The organism is Streptomyces sp. NPDC046261, from assembly GCF_040646235.1.
Taxonomy (GTDB): Bacteria; Actinomycetota; Actinomycetes; order Streptomycetales; family Streptomycetaceae; genus Streptomyces.
This window is the reverse complement of sequence record NZ_JBEYZU010000005.1, coordinates 184,103-201,189: the sequence shown is the minus strand read 5'-3', so window position 1 is coordinate 201,189 and position 17,087 is coordinate 184,103. Positions and strand designations below refer to the sequence as shown.

Below are 17,087 nucleotides of genomic sequence, written 5' to 3'. Positions count from 1 at the left end.
CGGCCCCGGCGGCGACGGCAGGGCGGTTCACGGCCGGGCCACCGCCGTCGGCGCGGCGCCCAGCAGCTCCGTCGCCTCCTGCCTCAGCTCCACCTTCCGCACCTTGCCGCTGACGGTCATGGGGAACGCCTCCATCACCCGCAGGTGGCGCGGCACCTTGTAGTGCGCGAGCCGGCCGCGGCAGTAGCGGGCGAGCTCGTCGCGGGTGAGGGTGTCGGCCGGGTCGTTGAGGATGACGCAGGCCATGATCTCCTCGCCGTACTTCTCGTCGGGGACGCCGATGACCTGTACGTCGCTGATCTTGGGATGGGCGTGCAGGAACTCCTCGATCTCCCGCGGGTAGACGTTCTCCCCACCCCTGATGATCATGTCCTTGATGCGGCCGACGATCCGCACGTAGCCGTCCTCGTCCATCACGGCGAGATCGCCGGTGTGCATCCAGCGGTCCGCGTCGATGACGTCGGCGGTGCGCTCGGCGTCGTTCCAGTAGCCGAGCATCACCGAATAGCCGCGCGTGCACAGCTCGCCCGGCTCGCCACGGCCGGCCGTGGCACCGGTCGCCGGGTCGACGATCTTGACCTCCACGTGCGGCAGCACGGTGCCGACGGTGCCGGTGCGGCGTGCGAGGTCGTCGTCGCGGCGGGTCTGGGTGGAGACGGGCGAGGTCTCGGTCATCCCGTAACAGATCGCCACCTCGGCCATGTGCATCTCCGTCACGACCCGCTTCATCACCTCCGAGGGGCACGGCGAGCCCGCCATGATGCCGGTGCGCAGCGAGGAGAGGTCGTACGTGGCGAAGTCGGCGAGCCCGAGCTCGGCGATGAACATGGTGGGCACGCCGTACAGCGACGTGCAGCGCTCGCGCTCGACGGCGTGCAGAGTGGCGGTGGCGTCGAAGACCGGGCCCGGGATGACGACGCAGGCGCCGTGCGAAGTGGCCGCGAGGTTGCCCATGACCATGCCGAAGCAGTGGTAGAAGGGCACGGGCAGGGCGATGCGGTCCTGCTCGGTGTAGCCGAGGCCCTCGCCCACGAAGTAACCGTTGTTGAGGATGTTGCGGTGCGAGAGCGTGGCGCCCTTGGCGAAGCCGGTGGTGCCGGAGGTGTACTGGATGTTGACCGGGTCGTCGCAGTGCAGCCGCGCCTCCCGCTCGGCGAGCCGGCCGGGGCCGGTGGCCGCGCCGAGGCGTACGAGCCCGTCCCACGTCGGGTCGTCGATGTAGACGACGTCACGCAGGTCCGGGCAGGTGGCGCGGACCTGTTCGACCATGCGGCGGTAGTCGCTCGTGCGGTACTCGACGGAGGAGACGAGCACGCTGATGCCCGCCTGGCGCAGGACGTACTCGAGCTCGTGCACCCGGTAGGCGGGGTTGACGTTGACCATGACGGCGCCGATGCGGGCGGTGGCGTACTGCACCATGACCCACTCGGGGCAGTTGACGGCCCAGATCCCCACCCGGTCGCCCTTGGCCACCCCCTTGGCGAGCAGGCCCAGCGCGACCTCCTCCACCGCCCGCGCGAACTCCGTGTACGTCCAGCGCCGGCCGCCCTGGACGTCGACGAGCGCCTCGCGGTCGCCGAACCGCGCGACCGTGCGGGCGAGATCGGCGCCGATCGTGCGGTCGAGCAGCGGGGTGTCGGTGGGGCCTGCCGCGTGGGCGGCGGAGGGTGTGCTCACGGTGGTCACCGGTGGTCTTCCTCTCGGTACTCGGTGCCGCCGCCCCGCGCGGTGCGTTCGCGCAGCTCGATGCGGCGGATCTTGCCGGACACGGTCTTGGGCAGCTCGGCGAACTCCAGCCGGCGGACCCGCTTGTACGGGGCGAGCACGGACCGCGAGTGGGCGAAGAGGGCCTTGGCGGTGTCCGGGCCCGGCTCCCAGCCGTCGGCGAGGACGACGTACGCCTTCGGCACGGACAGCCGCAGCGGGTCGGGGGCGGGGACGACGGCGGCCTCGGCGACGGCCTCGTGCTCGAGGAGGGCGCTCTCCAGCTCGAAGGGGGAGATCTTGTAGTCACTCGATTTGAAGACGTCATCACTTCGACCGACATAAAAGATATATCCGTCTTCGTCACGGCGGCCGATGTCACCCGTCCGGTAGTAGCCGCCCGCCATGGCCTCGGCGGTGCGCTCGGCGTCGCCCGCGTAGCCGGTCATCAGGCCGACGGGGCGCGTGCTCAGGTCGAGGGCGATCTCGCCCTCGTCGGCGGGCAGTTGGGTGTGCGGGTCGAGCAGGGCGACGGTGAAACCGGGGCTGGGGCGGCCCATGGAGCCGGTCTTGAGGGGCTGGCCGGGCGGGTTGGCGACCTGGACGGAGGTCTCGGTCTGCCCGAAGCCGTCGCGGATGGTGACGCCCCAGGCCCGCCGCACGGACTCGATCACCTCGGGGTTGAGGGGCTCCCCCGCGGCCACCGCCTCGCGCGGCGGGGTGCGCAGCGCGCCGAGGTCGGCCTGGATGAGCATCCGCCACACGGTCGGCGGGGCACAGAAGCTCGTGACGCCGCAGCGGTCCATCTCGGCCATCAGGCGGGCCGCGTCGAAGCGCGTGTAGTTGTGGACGAAGACGGTCGCCTCGGCGTTCCAGGGCGCGAAGAGGTTGGACCAGGCGTGCTTGGCCCAGCCGGGCGAGGAGATGTTGAGGTGGACGTCGCCGGGCCGCAGCCCGATCCAGTACATGGTCGACAAGTGACCGATGGGGTACGAGATGTGGGTGTGCTCGACGAGCTTGGGGCGAGCGGTGGTGCCGGAGGTGAAGTACAGCAGCAGGGGTTCGTCGGCGTGGGTCGGGCCGTCGGGGGTGAAGGTCTCCTCGGGATGCCGTTCGTGGTCGGCGTACGCCAGCCAGCCCGCGGGCGCGGCCCCGACCGCGATGCGGGTGTAGTCGCCGGGTACGTCCGCGAACTTGCCGGTGTCCCCGGCCCGTACGATCACATGACGGGCCCGGCCGCGCGCGATGCGGTCCGCGAGGTCGGCGGGGCCCAGCAGGGGCGTGGCGGGGATGACGACGGCGCGCAGCTTCATCGCGGCGAGGGCGGTCTCCCACAGTTCGGCCTGGTTGCCGAGCATGACGACGAGGCGGTCCCCGGCGCGTACGCCCTGGGCGCGCAGCCAGTTGGCGACCCGGTCCGAGCGGCGGCGCAGCGCGTCGAAGGTCAGGCGCGTCTCGCCGCCGTCCTCCTCCACGATCCACAGGGCGGTGCGGTCGTTGTCCCGGGCGATCGCGTCGAACCAGTCCAGCGCCCAGTTGAACCGGGCGGGGCGGGGCCAGACGAAGCCTTCGCGGGCCGCCGTGTAGTCCTCGCGGTGGGCGAGCAGGAAGTCCCGGGCCGCCCGGAATCCGTCCGCCTGACCGGCCGTTCCGGTCGGGTCCACAGCCGTCACATGTCCTCCCGTTGCCCCGTGTTCGCGATTGTTCCAAATATCTCAAGGCGGGCGTCGGCGCGGCAGGGCCGGGACCGGGCGGCCTGGGGACGCCGCCGCGGGGGCGCGCGGGTGTCAACGAGCCGTCAAGGGACCGCCGGGAGGGGTCAACGTGCTGTCAAGGAGGCGCTCGCGCGGGCGGGCGCCGGGCATAGCGTGACCGACGCACCCTCCCGACTCCTCCCAAGGACCGTCATGCATGTGAGCCGTACGCCCGCCGAGGCGGCCGCCGTGGCCGCGGTCGCCCGCCCCGACACTCCCGCGAGCCCGGAGAGCCATCCGGCCGACGACGGAGAACCGTCCCATCCCGGCCGGGAGGATCCGCTCTACGTGCCCGTGCGGCCCTGCCCCGGCGGCTTCTCCCTGCGCGTCTACCGCACACCCCTCGGTGCCCGAACGGTCGTCGCCTTCACCAGCCGGCGACGGCTCGCCGACTGCCTGGGCCGGGCCGTGCCGTCGGTGCGTCTCGCCCTGCCGGCCGTGCGCTCCCTGGCGGCGCCGCTCGGCGTCACGCTGGTGTCCGTCGACCCGCAGCTGACGGCGCCGCCCGTGCGGCCCTCCCCCGAGGACACCACGCCCCTCCTGCCGACGTTCCCCGGCTGACTCCTCGCACCCGTTCCCTGTCCCTCGAAGGAGTTCATCCGTGTCCCTTCCCCTGGCCCCCGCCGTGCTCCCGACGCCGCCCGGGGAGCCCTGCTCCGCCCCGGTCTGGCCCGCCTCCACCCGCACCCTGCCCCCGGGCGACCTGGCCGTCGGCGGCGTCGCCCTCTCCGAGCTCGCCGACCGCTTCGGCACGCCCTGCTACGTCCTCGACGAGGACGAGGTCAGGGCCCGGGCCAGGGCCTGGCGCACCGCCCTGCCGGACGCCGGCGTGGCCTACGCCGGCAAGGCGTTCCTCTCCCGCGCGATGATCCGCTGGATCGGGGAGGAGGGGCTCTCGCTCGACGTCTGCTCGGCGGGCGAGCTGGAACTCGCCGCGCACGCGGGCTTCCCCGCCGAGCGCGTCGTCCTGCACGGCAACGCCAAGAGCCCCGAGGACCTGCGTACCGCGCTGCGGCTGGGGGTCGGCAGGATCGTGCTGGACGGCACCGGCGAGATCGCCCGGCTCGCGGCCCTGGTGCCGCCGGGCGCCCGCCAGCGGGTGCTGGTGCGCGTGGTGCCGGGCGTCGAGGCCGGCGCGCACGCGGCGGTACGGACGGGGGTCGAGGGCCAGAAGTTCGGACTGCCGATCGCGGGCGGCGAGGCGGAGGACGCGGTGGCCCGTGTCCTGGGCCAGCCCCGCCTCGAACTCATGGGTCTGCACTGCCATCTCGGGTCCCAGATCGCCGACGTGGGGCCGTACGTCACCGCCGTGCGGCGCCTGGTGGACCTGCTGGCCCGCCTCCGCGACCTGCACGGCGTGACGTTCCCCGAACTCGGCCTGGGCGGCGGCTTCGCCATCGCCTACCGCGACGGCGACCCGACCCTGGATCCCCGTTCCTATGCCGCCCGGGTCGGCAGCGAGCTGTCCCTGCGGTGCGCCCACGCCGATCTGCCGGTCCCCCGGCTCACGGTCGAGCCGGGCCGCTGGATCGTGGGGCCGGCGGGGGTGGCGCTGTACCGGGTGCTGGCGGTGAAGTCCACGGGCGACCGGGTGTTCGTGGCCGTCGACGGCGGCATGAGCGACAACCCCCGCCCCGCGCTGTACGGCGTGCGCTACACGGTCCGGCTGGTGGGCCGCGCCTCCGCGGTGCCCGAGCGGCGGGTGAGCGTGGTGGGCCGCCACTGCGAGGCGGGCGACGTGCTGGCCGAGGACGTGGCGCTGCCGGGCGACGTCCGTCCCGGCGACGTCCTGGCGGTCCCGGCGTCGGGGGCGTACCAGGTGTCGATGGCGTCGGCCTACAACCTGGTCGGCCGACCCCCGGTGGCCGCCGTCTCGGACGGCCGCGCCCGCCTGCTCGTACGCCGCGAGACCCTGGCGGACCTGCGCAGCCGGGACGTGGGCGAGTAGGGCTTCGCCGCGGCCGGCCCCTTGGCCCGTCGCGTCACCGCTTCCGCTCGGGCGCGAACCGCACCCCGCTCGCCAGTCCGCGCCGGCCGATCACCAACGCCTCGCCGAGGAACCCCACACCGATGGACAGATGCACCGGCCGGGCCTCCTCGTGCATGCCCATCCGCACCGCGAGGAGGCCGAAGCCGCCCATCACCACCGCCGACACCACCATGACGAGGAAGGTGCGCCCGGTATAGCGCTGCCACAGCACGCCGCCCCGCTCGAAGACGTGGACGGTCCGCCCCCGCACGGCGCCGAGCGCGACGCCCAGGACGGCGCCCGTCGCGGCCCACGCGATGTCGGCGCCGTCGAGGCCCCGCGCGCCGCACAGTGCCCAGACGCCGAGGCCGGTCAGGACGACGGGCGGCCCGAACAGGTCCCGTACGGTGAGCGGTTCACCGATCAGCCGCTTGATCACGACGGCGACGACGCCCACCGCGATGAGGCCGGCCAGCAGCCAGACGTTCACTCCCACCCCTTAAATAGCTCGGTCGTGCTAAATCGAATTTAGCCCGACCGTGCTATAAAGGCAACATGCCGAAGATCGTCGACCGTGAGGCCCGCCGCCAGGCAGTGGCCGACGCGGTGCTGCGGGTGGCCGGCCGGGACGGCCTGGAGAGCGCGTCGCTGCGCAACGTCGCACAGGAGGCGGGGCTGGCCGTCGGCTCGGTCCGGCACTACTTCACCGACCACGGCGAGATGCTGCTCTTCGCCATGGACGAGCTGGCCGACCGCATCGAGCGCCGTGTACGCGACCACGCCGGCGCCCTGCTGGACCCGGCGACCGACGCCGCGGACCGCCGCACGGGAACCGAGGAGCTGCTGGCCGAGTTCCTGCCGCTCGACGGCGCCCGTCACGAAGAGGCCGCGCTCTGGCTGACCTTCACCACGGCCGCCCGCACGCGGCCCGAACTGCGGCCCCGCGCGGAGCGGACGCACCAGGGCATGCGCGAGCTGCTCACCCGCGTCCTGGGCGAGGCACGACGGGCGGGCGGACTGGCCGAGGACCTGGACATCGCGGTGGAGACGCTGCGGCTGTCGGCGCTGCTGGACGGCCTGGCCCTGCAGGCCGTCGCACAAGGGCCCACCGAGGTGACCCCGCGCGCGATGCGGCAGGTGCTGCGCCGGCACCTGGACTCACTGCGCCCGGCGAACCGGTAAATCCTGACAGACGAGACAGACTCGGCATATCGGGGTGTTTCAGGGGTACTGGGAGGCTCTGCGCCCGGTTCCTCCGGGTGGCAGTACCCATCGCCTGGAGGTTGCCATGGCCGAGTCCGACCCCATCAAGTTCCAGAAGGCGCTCAAGGACGCGCCCTACCCCACCGACCGGGAGAAGCTCGTCGAGGTCGCCAAGAAGAACAAGGCGGGCCGCGACGTGGTGGACAAGATCTCCCACCTGCCCGACAAGCAGTACGAGACCCCTGCCGACGTGCAGAAGGCCGTCTTCGGCAAGGAGTGACCACCCCCGGCCCCGCTACGTGCGGCCCTCGCTCTCCTGGACCTGTTCCAGGAGAGGCTGCCGGGTCATCCAGGTGGCCCGCAGCACCTGGAAGCCTTCGGCTTCATAGGCGTCGCACACCTGGTGGTCGTCGTCGGCCACCACCGCGACGACCCGGTCGCGGGCGAGCTCGTGCAGCAGCTCCGGCTTGCAGACGCGGGCCGGCCGGCGGTCGCCCCGGCGGCGCATCAGGAGCCGGCCCTCGGGCAGGTCGTGCCGGGCGAGCCAGTCGAGGGTGTCCTGGCGGCAGTGCTCCGGGCGGCCGGTCGCGTACGCCACCTCGCACCGCTGGGCGGCCGCCGTGAGCAGTGCGACGCCCTCGGCGAGCGGGGGATCCTGCGCGGCGGCGGCGAAGAAGGCGTCCCAGTCGCGCGGCCGGCTCTCCAGGTGGTGCAGCCGGTGGCGGACGTCGGCCAGCGTGCCGTCCAGGTCGAAGACGGCGAGCGGCCGTGGCTCCTGGCCGGGGGCGGGCCACGGGGGCACGTCGAGGCCCCAGGTGGACTCGTGGCCCGGCCCGGGATCCTCCGCCGAGTCCACCAGGAATCCGCCCTCGCCGTCGAACCGGACCTCGTACACCGCGTCGAAACCGTCGGACCGCAGCGGTCTGCGGAGCCGTTTCAGCGTCGCGTACACCCCGACGTCCGGCACCCGTTCGGGCCCCTGCCGCGCGGCGTTGCGGGCGAGCGCGCCCCTGACGTCGGGCGGGAACCAGTAGGCGACCACGCGGGCGCCGTGCGCGCGGCCGGCGGCGATCAGGGGTGCCCATTCGTGCGGCGAGGGGTTGGTGTTGTCCACCACCACCGGCACCCCCTGGGCCAGGGCCTCGTCGACCAGGCGCATCTGGCGGCGCTGCCGGTGCCGGGCCCGGCGGAAGAGGTCCTTGCTCACGTGCGCGTGCGTACCGGCGAAGGCACGGGCGTAGAACGTGGACTTGCCCGACGCCTGGAGACCGACGAAGACGACCAGCTCCACGCCATCGTCGTCCGGGGCGCCGGTCACCGGCACGGCTGTGGGGTGCGCACCGCCGGTCAGGGCGCCTTGAGCGGATCGTGGCCGATGTTCATCCTCACTCACGCCTTTCGTAGCCGCCTGCGTCCCCGACGACTCACCGATTACCACGGCGCCTGCCGTGACAAACCCAGGCCGGCGCGGCCACCGGTCAGCTGATCTGGCGGCGGACCAGTTCGTGGAAGAGGCCGCCCGCGTCCGCGAGCAGGTGCGCCGGTGTCCCCTGCTGGACGACGCGTCCCTCCGACATGACGACGACCCGGTCGGCGTCCATGACCGTCGACAGCCGGTGGGCGATCACGACGCGGGTGGCGCGCAGGGCGCGGGTGGACTCGATGACCACGCGCTGGGCTTCGTTGTCCAGGGCACTGGTGGCCTCGTCCAGGAAGAGGACGCGTGGCTTGCGGATGAGGGCCTGGGCGATCATCAGCCGCTGGCGCTGGCCGCCCGAGACGGTGCCGCCGCCGTCGGACAGGACGGTGTGCATGCCCATGGGCATGGCCTTGATGTCCTCGGCGAGACCCGCCATCGCGGCCGCCTCCCACGCCTCTTCGAGCGAGTACGCCTCGGCGCCGCAGATGCAGTCGAGGATCGAGCCGGAGAAGGGCTGGGCGTTCTGCAGGACGACGCCGCACTGGCGGCGCACCGCCGCCTGGTCGAGCGCCGCCAGGTCCTGGCCGTCGTAGAGCACGCTGCCGGACGCCGGCTTGTCGAAGCCGATGAGCAGCCTCAGCAGGGTCGACTTGCCGCAGCCGCTGGCCCCGACGATCGCGACGAACTCGCCCGGCCGCACCTGGAAGGACACGTCGTCGAGCACCAGCGGGCCGTCGGCGGCGTAGCGGTAGGACAGCCGGCGGACCTCGATGCCGCCGCTCAGCTCGCCGGGCCGGGTGCTGGATCCGCGCACCTCGGGGGTCGCCCGCAGGATCGGCCTGACCTGCTCGAACATCGGCTGCACGGCGGCGGCCGAGAGGAGCGCGCCGGTCAGCTGGGTGACCGAGGACAGCAGCATCGTCACGGCGGTGCTGAAGGTGAGGAACTCGCCGGCGGACATGCTGCCCCGGGCCGGCCCGGCCAGCAGCATGAACATCACCAGCGTGCACAGCGGCAGGTAGACGGCGTTGAGGACGGTGATGACGTTCTTGACGCGGCCGATGCGCTGCTGCAGCTCGCGGGTGCGGGCGAACTCCCGTGCCCAGGCGGCGTAGGCGAAGGACTCGGCCGCGGCCACCCGCAGCTTGGGCAGCCCGCGCAGGGTCTGGAACGCCTGGTTGTTGAGCTGGTTGCCGAGCCTGATCAGCTGCCGCTGGTAGCGCAGCTGCCACAGGCCCAGGCCCAGGAAGACCGCGGCGACGGCCAGCAGCATGGCGACGGCCGCCATCGCCAGGGGCACGCTGTAGACGAGCAGCAGCACGAGGTTCATCGTGCCGACGGTGCCCGCCTGTACGGACACCGAGCCGATGCCGGACAGCACGCGGCGGATGGCGCTGATGCCCATGGCCGCGCCGGCCAGTTCGCCGGTGGAGCGGCCGGCGAAGAACGTCGTCGGCAGCCGCAGCAGCCGGTCCCAGACGGCCGGCTGCAAGGTGGCCTCGATGCGGCCCTCCATGCGCAGGAGGGAGAGGTTCTGCAGCAGCATGAAGGCGGCCGAGACGACGCTGGTCGCGATGAGCGCGAGGCACGTCTGGACGATGAGGCCGTTCTCGGCGGCGGGCACGTAGGACCCGAGCACCCTGCCGGTGGCGATGGGTACGAGCGCGCCCAGGCCGATCGCGACCAGAGCGCCCAGGGCCAGGCCGCGCATCTCCGCGCGGGTGCCGCGCACGCTGAAGCGCAGCAGCCGCAGGGGGCTCAGCTTCCCGTCGGGCAGGGGGCGGTAGAACATGACGGCTTGCGGTGCGAAGCGGGCCTCGTTGGCCTTGCCGACGCGCTCCCGCTCGCCGGTGGCGGGGTCGACGGCCTCGTATCCGCCGCGCCGCCACAGCAGCGCGACCGGTGCCTCGTCGCTCGCGCGCCGGCCCACCAGGGGCCCGCTGTCCTCGCGCCACCAGCGTCCGCCGAGCCGGACGGTGCGGGTGCGGACGCGCGAGGCGAGGGCGACGCGTTCGACGGGGTCCAGCCGCTCCGCTCCGGCGCCCGCCTCGCCCGGGTCGGACAGGGCGATGCGGGCCTCGTCGGCGACCAGGCGGCACACGGCGAAGGTCGCGTCGTCGCTCGCGCCGCGCCCGGAGCGCCTGCCGGAGCGGTCGATGGAGGCCAGCAGCGCCTGGTCCGCCTGGGTGCGGGCGGCCTCGCCGGCCTCGATGCCGGCCGCCGCACGGTCCTCGTGGGCGCGCTCGAGCTGCTCGATCCAGCGGTCCAGGGCGTACAGCAGCCGGTACTGCTGGTCGACCATGCCCTGCCACATCGCCCCGTCGACGAGGAGGGTGCCGGCGGTGTACCCCTCGTAGGCCGCGCCGTACTGCACATGGCCCGGGGTGATGTGCATCCACAGGATGTCGTCGTCGGCCCCGGCCCGGCCGGTGGTGGTCCGGCTCTCCAGCGGTGCCTGGTAGAGCACGCGCAGGCCGCGGCCGACGCCGAGCGCGAAGGCGTGCTCCAGGGGGCTGAGTGCCCCGTCGGCGCTTTCGTACCACTGGCCGCCGTGTGCGCCGTACTCCGGCCGGTACAGCTCGCGCAGTTCGATGCGGCGCAGCCGGCAGCCCTGCAGGGGCCGGCCGAGCAGGGTGTGCTCGGGGCCCTCGGCCGGGCCCAGGAGCAGCGTGCCCGGCTCCAGCCGGCCCAGGAAGTGCCAGTGGCCGGCCCGGTCGGCGTCGACCGCGAACAGGTCCAGCTCGCCGTCCACGACGAGCCACAGTACGAGCGGTCCTTCCAGGGACAGGCTGCGCAGGCCCGTGCAGTCGACCTCCGTGCCCAGTCCGCCCAGGGCCGCCACGACGGCGTCGGGGGCCTGGGCGTCATGCAGAGCCGTCACCTCAGTGCTCCTTGACCAGGTCGGCGTACGCGCCCTGGGCGGCGACCAGGTGTTCGTGCCGGCCGCGTTCGACGACCGTGCCCCGGTCGAGGACGACGATCTCGTCGCTGTCGCGCACCGTGCTCAGCCGGTGGGCGATGACGACGCAGGCGCAGCCGCGGCGCCGCAGGTTGTCGATGACGACCTGTTCGGTCACCGCGTCCAGGGCGCTGGTCACCTCGTCGAGGACCATGACGCTGGGGCGGCGCACCAGCGCCCGGGCGATCTCCAGGCGCTGACGCTGGCCGCCGGAGAAGTTGCGCCCGTCCTGCTCGACGCGGCTGTGGATGCCGCCGGGGCGCCGGGCCACCACGTCGTACACCGCGGCGTCCTCCAGGGCGGCGACGACGGCCTCGTCGGAAATGGAGGGGTCCCACAGGGCGACGTTGTCGCGGACGGTGCCCTCGAAGAGGAAGACGTCCTGGTCGACGAAGGAGACGGAGGCGGCGAGCGCGCCGCGCGGGATGTCCTCCAGGCGCATCCCGTCGATGCGGATGGTGCCCTCCCAGGGGGCGTAGAGGCCGGATATCAGCCGGGAGACGGTGGACTTGCCGCTGCCGGAGCCGCCGACGAGCGCGATCTGCTGCCCGGGGCCGACCGAGAGGGAGAAGTTCTTCAGCAGCGGTGCGTCCAGGGGGCTGTAGCCGAAGGTGATGTCGTCCAGCTCCACGTGGCCCTTGAGGCGGCGGGTGCCGGCGGCGGGTTCGCGGCGGGAGTAGAGCGGGTCGACGGGGAAGTTCTCCACGTCCTTCAGGCGGGCGACGTCGGCGGCGAAGTCCTGGATCCGCCCGGCCACGCCGTTGAGGCGGGTGAGGGGCGCGGTGAAGCTGGTGACCAGGGCCTGGAAGGCGACGAGGAGTCCGACCGAGAGGTGTCCCTCCACGGCCCGCAGGCCGCCGGTCATCAGGATCAGCGCGCTGTTGAGCGCGGCCAGCGTGGGGGCGACGACGGCCAGCCAGGCGCTGGGCACGCCCAGCCGCTGCTGCACGTCGAGGGTGAGGGCGTGCTGGCCGGCCCAGCGGCGGAAGAAGCCGTTCTCGCCGCCGGTGGCCTTCATCGTCTCGATGAGCGTCAGGCCGCTGTAGGAGGTGTTGGTGAGGCGGGCGCTCTCGGCGCGCAGCTTCTGGGTGCCGGTGGCCCGCACCCGGATCACGACGCGCATGGCCACCACGTTGAGCAGCGCGATGGAGACGCCGACGACGGTGAGCTGCGGGTCGTACGTCCACAGCAGCACCGCGTAGAGGACCACGACCACCGCGTCGACGCCGGCGGCGGCCAGGTCCCGGGCGAGGGTCTCGGCGACGGCGTCGTTGGACTGCAGGCGCTGGACGAGGTCGGCGGGGTTGCGCTGGGAGTAGAAGGTGACCGGCAGCCTGAGCAGATGCCGCAGGAAGCGGGCGCTGCCCAGGGTGGAGGAGATGATGCGCCCGCGCAGCAGATTGGCCTGTTGCAGGGCGGTGAGCGTCGCGGTGAGCACCACGGCGGCCGCCATCGACGCGAACAGCACGCCCAGCGCCGACGTCTGCTCGCCGATCAGGAACATGTCGATGTACGTACGGCTGAGCGCGGGCACCGTCGCGCCGACGGCCACCAGCAGGAGGCTGGAGATCACGGCGGCGAGCAGGGTGCCCGAGGTGCCGCGCAGGCGGGCCGGCAGGGCGCCCATGACGCCGGGCCTGCGGCCGGTGCGGCGGAAACCGTCGTCGGGCTCGAAGGTGAGGACGACACCGGTGAAGCTGGTGTCGAACTCCTCCATGGGCACGAAGCGCCGGCCCTTGCCGGGGTCGTTGACGTACACGCCCCGGCGGCCGAGGCGGCGGCCCATGCCGTCGTAGACGACGTAGTGGTTGAACTCCCAGAAGAGGATGGCGGGTGGGCCGACCCGGGCGAGCGCGGCCAGGTCCATCTGCATGCCCTTGGCCTTCAGCCCGTAGCCGCGGGCGGCCTTGAGGAGGTTGCTGGCGCGGGATCCGTCGCGGGAGACGCCGCAGGCGATGCGCAGTTCTTCGAGGGGCACGAAGCGGCCGTAGTGGCCGAGCACCATGGCCAGCGCGGCGGCGCCGCACTCCACCGCCTCCATCTGCAGCACGGTGGGGGTGCGGACGGCCTTGCGGCCCCTGCCCCGGGGAACGGGCGCGGGCTTGCGGCGCGCGGAGCGGTGCCCGGTGGTCGTCGGCGCGGTCATGGCAGCAGCCAGTCAACGGGGCGCTGGGCGGCGAGGTGGACGGCGCCGGTGACCGGTGTCGTGGAGTCGACGGCGTAGGGGGGTCCGTCCGCGGAGGACCACCGGTAGCCGGAGGCGGTGGCGGCGGAGCGCTCCAGCTGGACGACCACGGCGACGGGGTTGCCCTGCCGGGTGAACTGGGCGGCGAGCCGGTTGTCGCCGAGGAAGCCGCCGATCTGCGCCGGTGTCTGGGGCGCGCGGCCGACCGTCTTGACGCGGCCGCGCAGCACCCCGAACCGCTGCCGGGGTGCGGACTGGACGCTCAGGTCGACGGGGGCGCCCACGGGGATCGTGGCGCCGCTGCCGCCGGGCACGTACAGCACGGCCACCATGGGGTCGTCGGGGTTCGTCCCCCGTTCCACGGTCGCCACGTCGGCGCCGGTCGTGACGACCGACCCGATCTTGGCGACGAGGGTCGTCACCCGTCCCCCGGCCACCACGCGTACGGTCCGGGCGCCCCGGTCCGTGCCGACCTCGAGCAGAGGGGCGCCGGGGGGCAGGAGTTGGCCCTCCTTGGCGAGGACGGTGGTGATCTGTCCGGCGAAGGGGCTCTGCAGCAGGTAACTGCCCTCGGCATGGGTGAGGATGCCGGGTGCGCTCAGCTTGGAGGAGACCGATCCGGTGAATGCCCAGAAGCTCGCGGCGGCCATGACGACGACCGTGACGGCCAGGACGAGCCGGCCTTGCGGGCGCGCGAAGCGTACGGGCAAATCGAGTTCTTCGGGCGATTGCAGCTTGGAAAGCGCCTTCTGGCGGAACTGCACGAACTATTCCTTCGACTGCATTCGTGACACGGGTACCGATGGGTGCGGCGGAATTCCGGGCAGCCGTGAACCCCGGAACAGGGAGGGGAGTTCCGGGGTTCCGGGGTTCACGGGATACGGATATCGCGCCCTGGGGCTCAGAGACCCGCGACGCCGGCCTGCACGCCGACGATGCCCTCGACCTGGCCGACGACGCCGGGGGCGGCCTGGACGGTCTGCAGCGAGGTCACGGTGCCGAGCACGTTGTGGACGTCGCCGGTCACGGCGCCGAGGAGGCCACCGGAAATGCTGACACCGCCGGAAACGGCGTCCAGCTCGGCGTCGGCGATCTCACGGGTCTCGAGGTTGTCACGCATTATTCGCGCACCCTTCATTTGTCTGAATGTTTCTCAATGTGCACCTCAGCGGCCCGGTCTTGACCGACCACCGTTCTCAGGACCGCTGCGGTGCGCAGATATAAGCACGCGAACAGGTGGCACGGCCAACCGCGTTGACGTCCGACGACGCACGGGAGGGACCTGCTATCCGATTCCTTTACCCAACCATCACAACTTCTTCACAGGATCGAGTAACAGATACGAGGGGCCCTCGGCGCTCGTGGAACATAAATGGACACAGGTTCACCAAGCGCACGGGGCATAACCGGCATACCGAGGGCCCCACGGCGGCCCGTACCGCCGGTCACACCCACATGTGAAGATTCATCGAAGCGACGCCGGGTCACCCGGCCTTCACCGTGGGTGCCTGCCGGGAGGCCGTCACACCGTCGCGAGTTCCCGCTCGCGCTCGTGGCGGAGCTGCTTCCGCTTCACCTTTCCGCTCTCCGTCCTGGGCAGGCAGTGCCGGAAGTGCACGGCACGGGGGTAGAGGTGGGCGGCGAGGCGGTGCTTGACGTGGAGGCGGAGGGCGTCGGCCAGGTCGTCGCCGGGGATGGAGGCGGGGGTGAGGACGACGAACGCCTCCAGTACCTCGCCGCGCAGATCGTCGTCGACGGCGGTGACGGCGGCCTCGGCGACGGCCGGGTGCTCCAGGAGGGCGTTCTCCACGTCCACCGGGCCGATGCGGTAGCCGGCCATGATGATGACGTCGTCGTCACGGCCCGCGAAGGCGAACCGGCCCTGGTCGTCGGCGCTCGCCAGGTCGCCGGTGAGGAACCACCGGCCGTCCGGGCTGAACCGCCCGGAGGTCCGCGGCCGGCCCCCGAGGTAGTGGGTGAACCACATCAGGGGGCTGCGCGGCACGTCGACGGCGAGGCAGCCCACCGTCCCGGCGGGCAGCGGCCGGTGGGTGCTCTCGTCGATCACGGCCAGGGTCCAGCCGGGCAGGGCCGGGCCCATGCGGCCGGGGACGGGTGCCGCACGGTGGCCGGGGTGCCAGGCGGTGCCGAGGACCATGCCCAGTTCGGTCTGGCCGTAGTGGTCGTGGATGGTCGCGCCCAGGTGTTCCTCCGCCCAGCGCGGCAGGTCCGGGTTCAGGGGTTCACCGGCGGCCGAACAGCAGCGCAGGGCGGCCGGGCGGCTGAAGGGGCCGTCGTGATTGCGCAGGGCGCGGTAGACGGTGGGCGCGGCCGCGAAGTTGGTGACCTTCAGCTCGGCCAGGACGCGCAGGGTCAGGGCGGCGTCGAACCCGGACGCGAGCAGCAGGGTGTGGCGGCCCAGGGCCAGCGGTCCGATGACGGCCTGGTAGAGGCCGTATCCCCAGCCGGGGTCGCTCATGTTCCAGAACACGTCGTCCGCGCGGTGGTCCAGCGCGTGGTGCTGGTAGGAGACGAACGCCGCGAGGGCCCGGGCGGGGACGGGGACCGCTTTGGGCGCGCCCGTGGTGCCGGAGGTGTAGAGGGTGAGGAAGGGGGCGTCGCTCGCCCGCCGGACGCGGGCCGGCGGGGGTGCGGCGGCTCCTTCGGCCTCCAGCGCGCGCAGCGTCGGCGCGGTGCCCGTGGCCGGGGCCGCCGTGGCCGCGTCGCCGTTGACGACCACCGTCCAGGGCGTCGCGCCGGCGGCGTCGCGCAGCGGGTCCAGCTTGGCCAGCAGGTCCGCGTCGGTCACCAGGGCCCTGGCCGTGGTGGTGCGGGCGGCGATGGCCGCGTCCGCGAAGGCGGTGAACAGGGGGACGTGGACGGCGCCGAGCCGCCAGAGGGCGAGCAGCACCACGACGAGTTCGGCGGACTTGCCCATGAGGGTGGCCACGTGGTCCCCGGGGCCGATGCCCAGGCCGGCGAGGCCGCCGGCCAGGTGCTGTGAACGGTCGGCGAGTTCGCCGTACGTGACGTGCTCCACCCGCAGTCGCTCCCCGTCCGGGTGGACGACGCTCAGCGCCCGGCGCTCGCGCGGGTGGCGGTCGCAGAGCAGGCCGGCGATGTCCACGACGGTCTCGCAGTCCTGGCCGAGGAGCTGCTCGATGAGGGCTTCGGCTTCCATGGCGGCTCTCCTTATCCCTCAGCCGGCGGCGGTCAGGGCGGCGGGGACGGCGGCGGGCCGCTGCCAGCGCGGGGGCGGCGGGGTCCAGTGGTTCATCAGCTGGAGCAGTTCGTCGGCGTCGCGCACCGGCAGCAGCGAGGCGCTCTCGCGGGGGCTCATGAAGCCGTAGTGGGCGGCCTTCGTCGCCAGCGACAGCAGACGGCTCCAGTAGTTCTCGGTGTTCAGGAGGGTGACGGGTTTGCCGTGGTGGCCGAGGACCAGCGCGGCCCAGACCTCGAAGGTCTCCTCCAGCGTTCCCACGCCGCCGGGCATCGCGACGAAGCAGTCGCCGAGGGTCTCCATCATGTGCTTGCGTTCCTGCATCGTGTCGACGACGTGCAGTTCGGTGAGCGAGGTGTGGGCGACCTCCGCATCGGCCAGGGACGTCGGGATCACGCCGATGACCTTGCCGCCGGCCGCGAGGGCCGCGTCGGCGACCACTCCCATGAGGCCGACGCTTCCGCCGCCGTAGACGATGTCCGCCCCGGCCTGGGCCAGCCGGCGGGCGAAGGCGGCCGCCTCCTGGGCGAAGGCCGGACGGTTGCCGGACGACGATCCCGCATAAATGGTGACGCGCACGTGGAATCCAACCTGTCTGGGTGAGGGAGGAGGGGGCGCCGGCCGGGCGGCGGAAGGGGGAGACGCTGCCCGGCCGGCCGTCGTGGGGGCGTGC

General features: G+C 72.9%; 14 protein-coding genes and 1 pseudogene. 4 read left to right on the top strand and 11 right to left on the bottom strand.

Going from position 1 to position 17,087, the window contains the following annotated elements:
* Positions 1–27 precede the first annotated feature (27 nt).
* Together ABZ956_RS12270 and ABZ956_RS12265 are read right to left on the bottom strand one after the other, a co-directional pair.
* On the bottom strand, positions 28–1,686 hold the full coding sequence (locus ABZ956_RS12270; protein WP_361890936.1) for an AMP-binding protein: 1,659 nt from the start codon (positions 1,684–1,686) through the stop codon (positions 28–30).
* Positions 1,683–3,368 carry an AMP-binding protein gene (locus ABZ956_RS12265; protein WP_361891458.1) on the bottom strand — a complete coding sequence of 562 codons (1,686 nt, stop codon included), beginning with the start codon at positions 3,366–3,368 and terminating at the stop codon, positions 1,683–1,685. The genes ABZ956_RS12270 and ABZ956_RS12265 overlap by 4 nt, the downstream gene beginning before the upstream one ends.
* A 249-nt stretch (positions 3,369–3,617) precedes the next feature.
* Here ABZ956_RS12265 and ABZ956_RS12260 point away from each other — a divergent pair, with 249 nt between their 5' ends.
* Both ABZ956_RS12260 and lysA read left to right on the top strand, forming a co-directional pair.
* Positions 3,618–4,019, top strand: a complete 402-nt coding sequence (locus ABZ956_RS12260) for an SAV_915 family protein (protein WP_361890933.1) — start codon at positions 3,618–3,620, stop codon at positions 4,017–4,019.
* 52 nt (positions 4,020–4,071) lie between these two features.
* Positions 4,072–5,406, top strand: coding sequence for a diaminopimelate decarboxylase (gene lysA / locus ABZ956_RS12255; protein ID WP_361891456.1), 1,335 nt, complete (start codon positions 4,072–4,074; stop codon positions 5,404–5,406).
* A gap of 34 nt (positions 5,407–5,440) precedes the next feature.
* Here the strand turns inward: lysA and ABZ956_RS12250 are convergent, their stop codons facing one another.
* Complete coding sequence (locus tag ABZ956_RS12250; RefSeq protein ID WP_361890930.1) at positions 5,441–5,917, bottom strand: DUF1453 domain-containing protein; 477 nt, start codon at positions 5,915–5,917, stop codon at positions 5,441–5,443.
* A gap of 65 nt (positions 5,918–5,982) precedes the next feature.
* On the opposite strand from ABZ956_RS12250, the gene ABZ956_RS12245 reads away from it, so the two are divergent.
* Together ABZ956_RS12245 and ABZ956_RS12240 are read left to right on the top strand one after the other, a co-directional pair.
* Complete coding sequence (locus tag ABZ956_RS12245) at positions 5,983–6,609, top strand: TetR/AcrR family transcriptional regulator (protein ID WP_361890927.1); 627 nt, start codon at positions 5,983–5,985, stop codon at positions 6,607–6,609.
* Positions 6,610–6,715: 106 nt separating this feature from the next.
* Positions 6,716–6,910, top strand: a complete 195-nt coding sequence (locus ABZ956_RS12240; protein WP_361890924.1) for a DUF2795 domain-containing protein — start codon at positions 6,716–6,718, stop codon at positions 6,908–6,910.
* Positions 6,911–6,925: 15 nt separating this feature from the next.
* Here ABZ956_RS12240 and ABZ956_RS12235 read toward each other — a convergent pair whose 3' ends face one another.
* The 8 genes and pseudogenes from ABZ956_RS12235 to ABZ956_RS12200 form a co-directional block, all read right to left on the bottom strand.
* Positions 6,926–7,432, bottom strand: coding sequence for a hypothetical protein (locus ABZ956_RS12235; RefSeq protein ID WP_361891454.1), 507 nt, complete (start codon positions 7,430–7,432; stop codon positions 6,926–6,928).
* 141 nt (positions 7,433–7,573) lie between these two features.
* A pseudogene (locus ABZ956_RS12230) lies at positions 7,574–7,921 on the bottom strand (ATP-binding protein); the annotation flags it as partial.
* A 187-nt stretch (positions 7,922–8,108) separates the two neighbouring features.
* The gene (locus ABZ956_RS12225) at positions 8,109–10,931 is read right to left on the bottom strand and encodes an NHLP bacteriocin export ABC transporter permease/ATPase subunit (protein ID WP_361890921.1); all 2,823 of its coding nucleotides are present in this window, start codon (positions 10,929–10,931) and stop codon (positions 8,109–8,111) included.
* A gap of 1 nt (position 10,932) precedes the next feature.
* Entirely contained in the window at positions 10,933–13,155 is a 2,223-nt protein-coding gene (locus ABZ956_RS12220) for an NHLP family bacteriocin export ABC transporter peptidase/permease/ATPase subunit (protein ID WP_361890918.1), read from the bottom strand.
* Positions 13,152–13,958 (bottom strand): HlyD family efflux transporter periplasmic adaptor subunit, encoded by an 807-nt coding sequence (locus ABZ956_RS12215; RefSeq protein WP_361890915.1) that lies wholly within the window; start codon positions 13,956–13,958, stop codon positions 13,152–13,154. Before ABZ956_RS12215 ends, ABZ956_RS12220 begins: the two co-directional genes overlap by 4 nt.
* A 137-nt stretch (positions 13,959–14,095) precedes the next feature.
* Positions 14,096–14,314 carry a hypothetical protein gene (locus tag ABZ956_RS12210; protein WP_361890912.1) on the bottom strand — a complete coding sequence of 73 codons (219 nt, stop codon included), beginning with the start codon at positions 14,312–14,314 and terminating at the stop codon, positions 14,096–14,098.
* A gap of 402 nt (positions 14,315–14,716) precedes the next feature.
* A complete protein-coding gene (locus tag ABZ956_RS12205) occupies positions 14,717–16,375 on the bottom strand; it encodes an AMP-binding protein (protein WP_361890909.1) in 1,659 nt (552 codons plus the stop codon).
* A gap of 18 nt (positions 16,376–16,393) precedes the next feature.
* Positions 16,394–16,993 carry a TIGR00730 family Rossman fold protein gene (locus tag ABZ956_RS12200; RefSeq protein ID WP_361890906.1) on the bottom strand — a complete coding sequence of 200 codons (600 nt, stop codon included), beginning with the start codon at positions 16,991–16,993 and terminating at the stop codon, positions 16,394–16,396.
* Between the last annotated feature and the right edge of the window lie 94 nt (positions 16,994–17,087).

Bases quoted from the DNA above. Each gene is read 5' to 3' on its own strand.
- ABZ956_RS12210 (WP_361890912.1), bottom strand. From the start codon at position 14,314: ATGCGTGACAACCTCGAGACCCGTGAGATCGCCGACGCCGAGCTGGAC.
- ABZ956_RS12245 (WP_361890927.1), top strand. From the start codon at position 5,983: ATGCCGAAGATCGTCGACCGTGAGGCCCGCCGCCAGGCAGTGGCCGAC.
- ABZ956_RS12220 (WP_361890918.1), bottom strand. From the start codon at position 13,155: ATGACCGCGCCGACGACCACCGGGCACCGCTCCGCGCGCCGCAAGCCC.
- ABZ956_RS12205 (WP_361890909.1), bottom strand. From the start codon at position 16,375: ATGGAAGCCGAAGCCCTCATCGAGCAGCTCCTCGGCCAGGACTGCGAG.
- ABZ956_RS12240 (WP_361890924.1), top strand. From the start codon at position 6,716: ATGGCCGAGTCCGACCCCATCAAGTTCCAGAAGGCGCTCAAGGACGCG.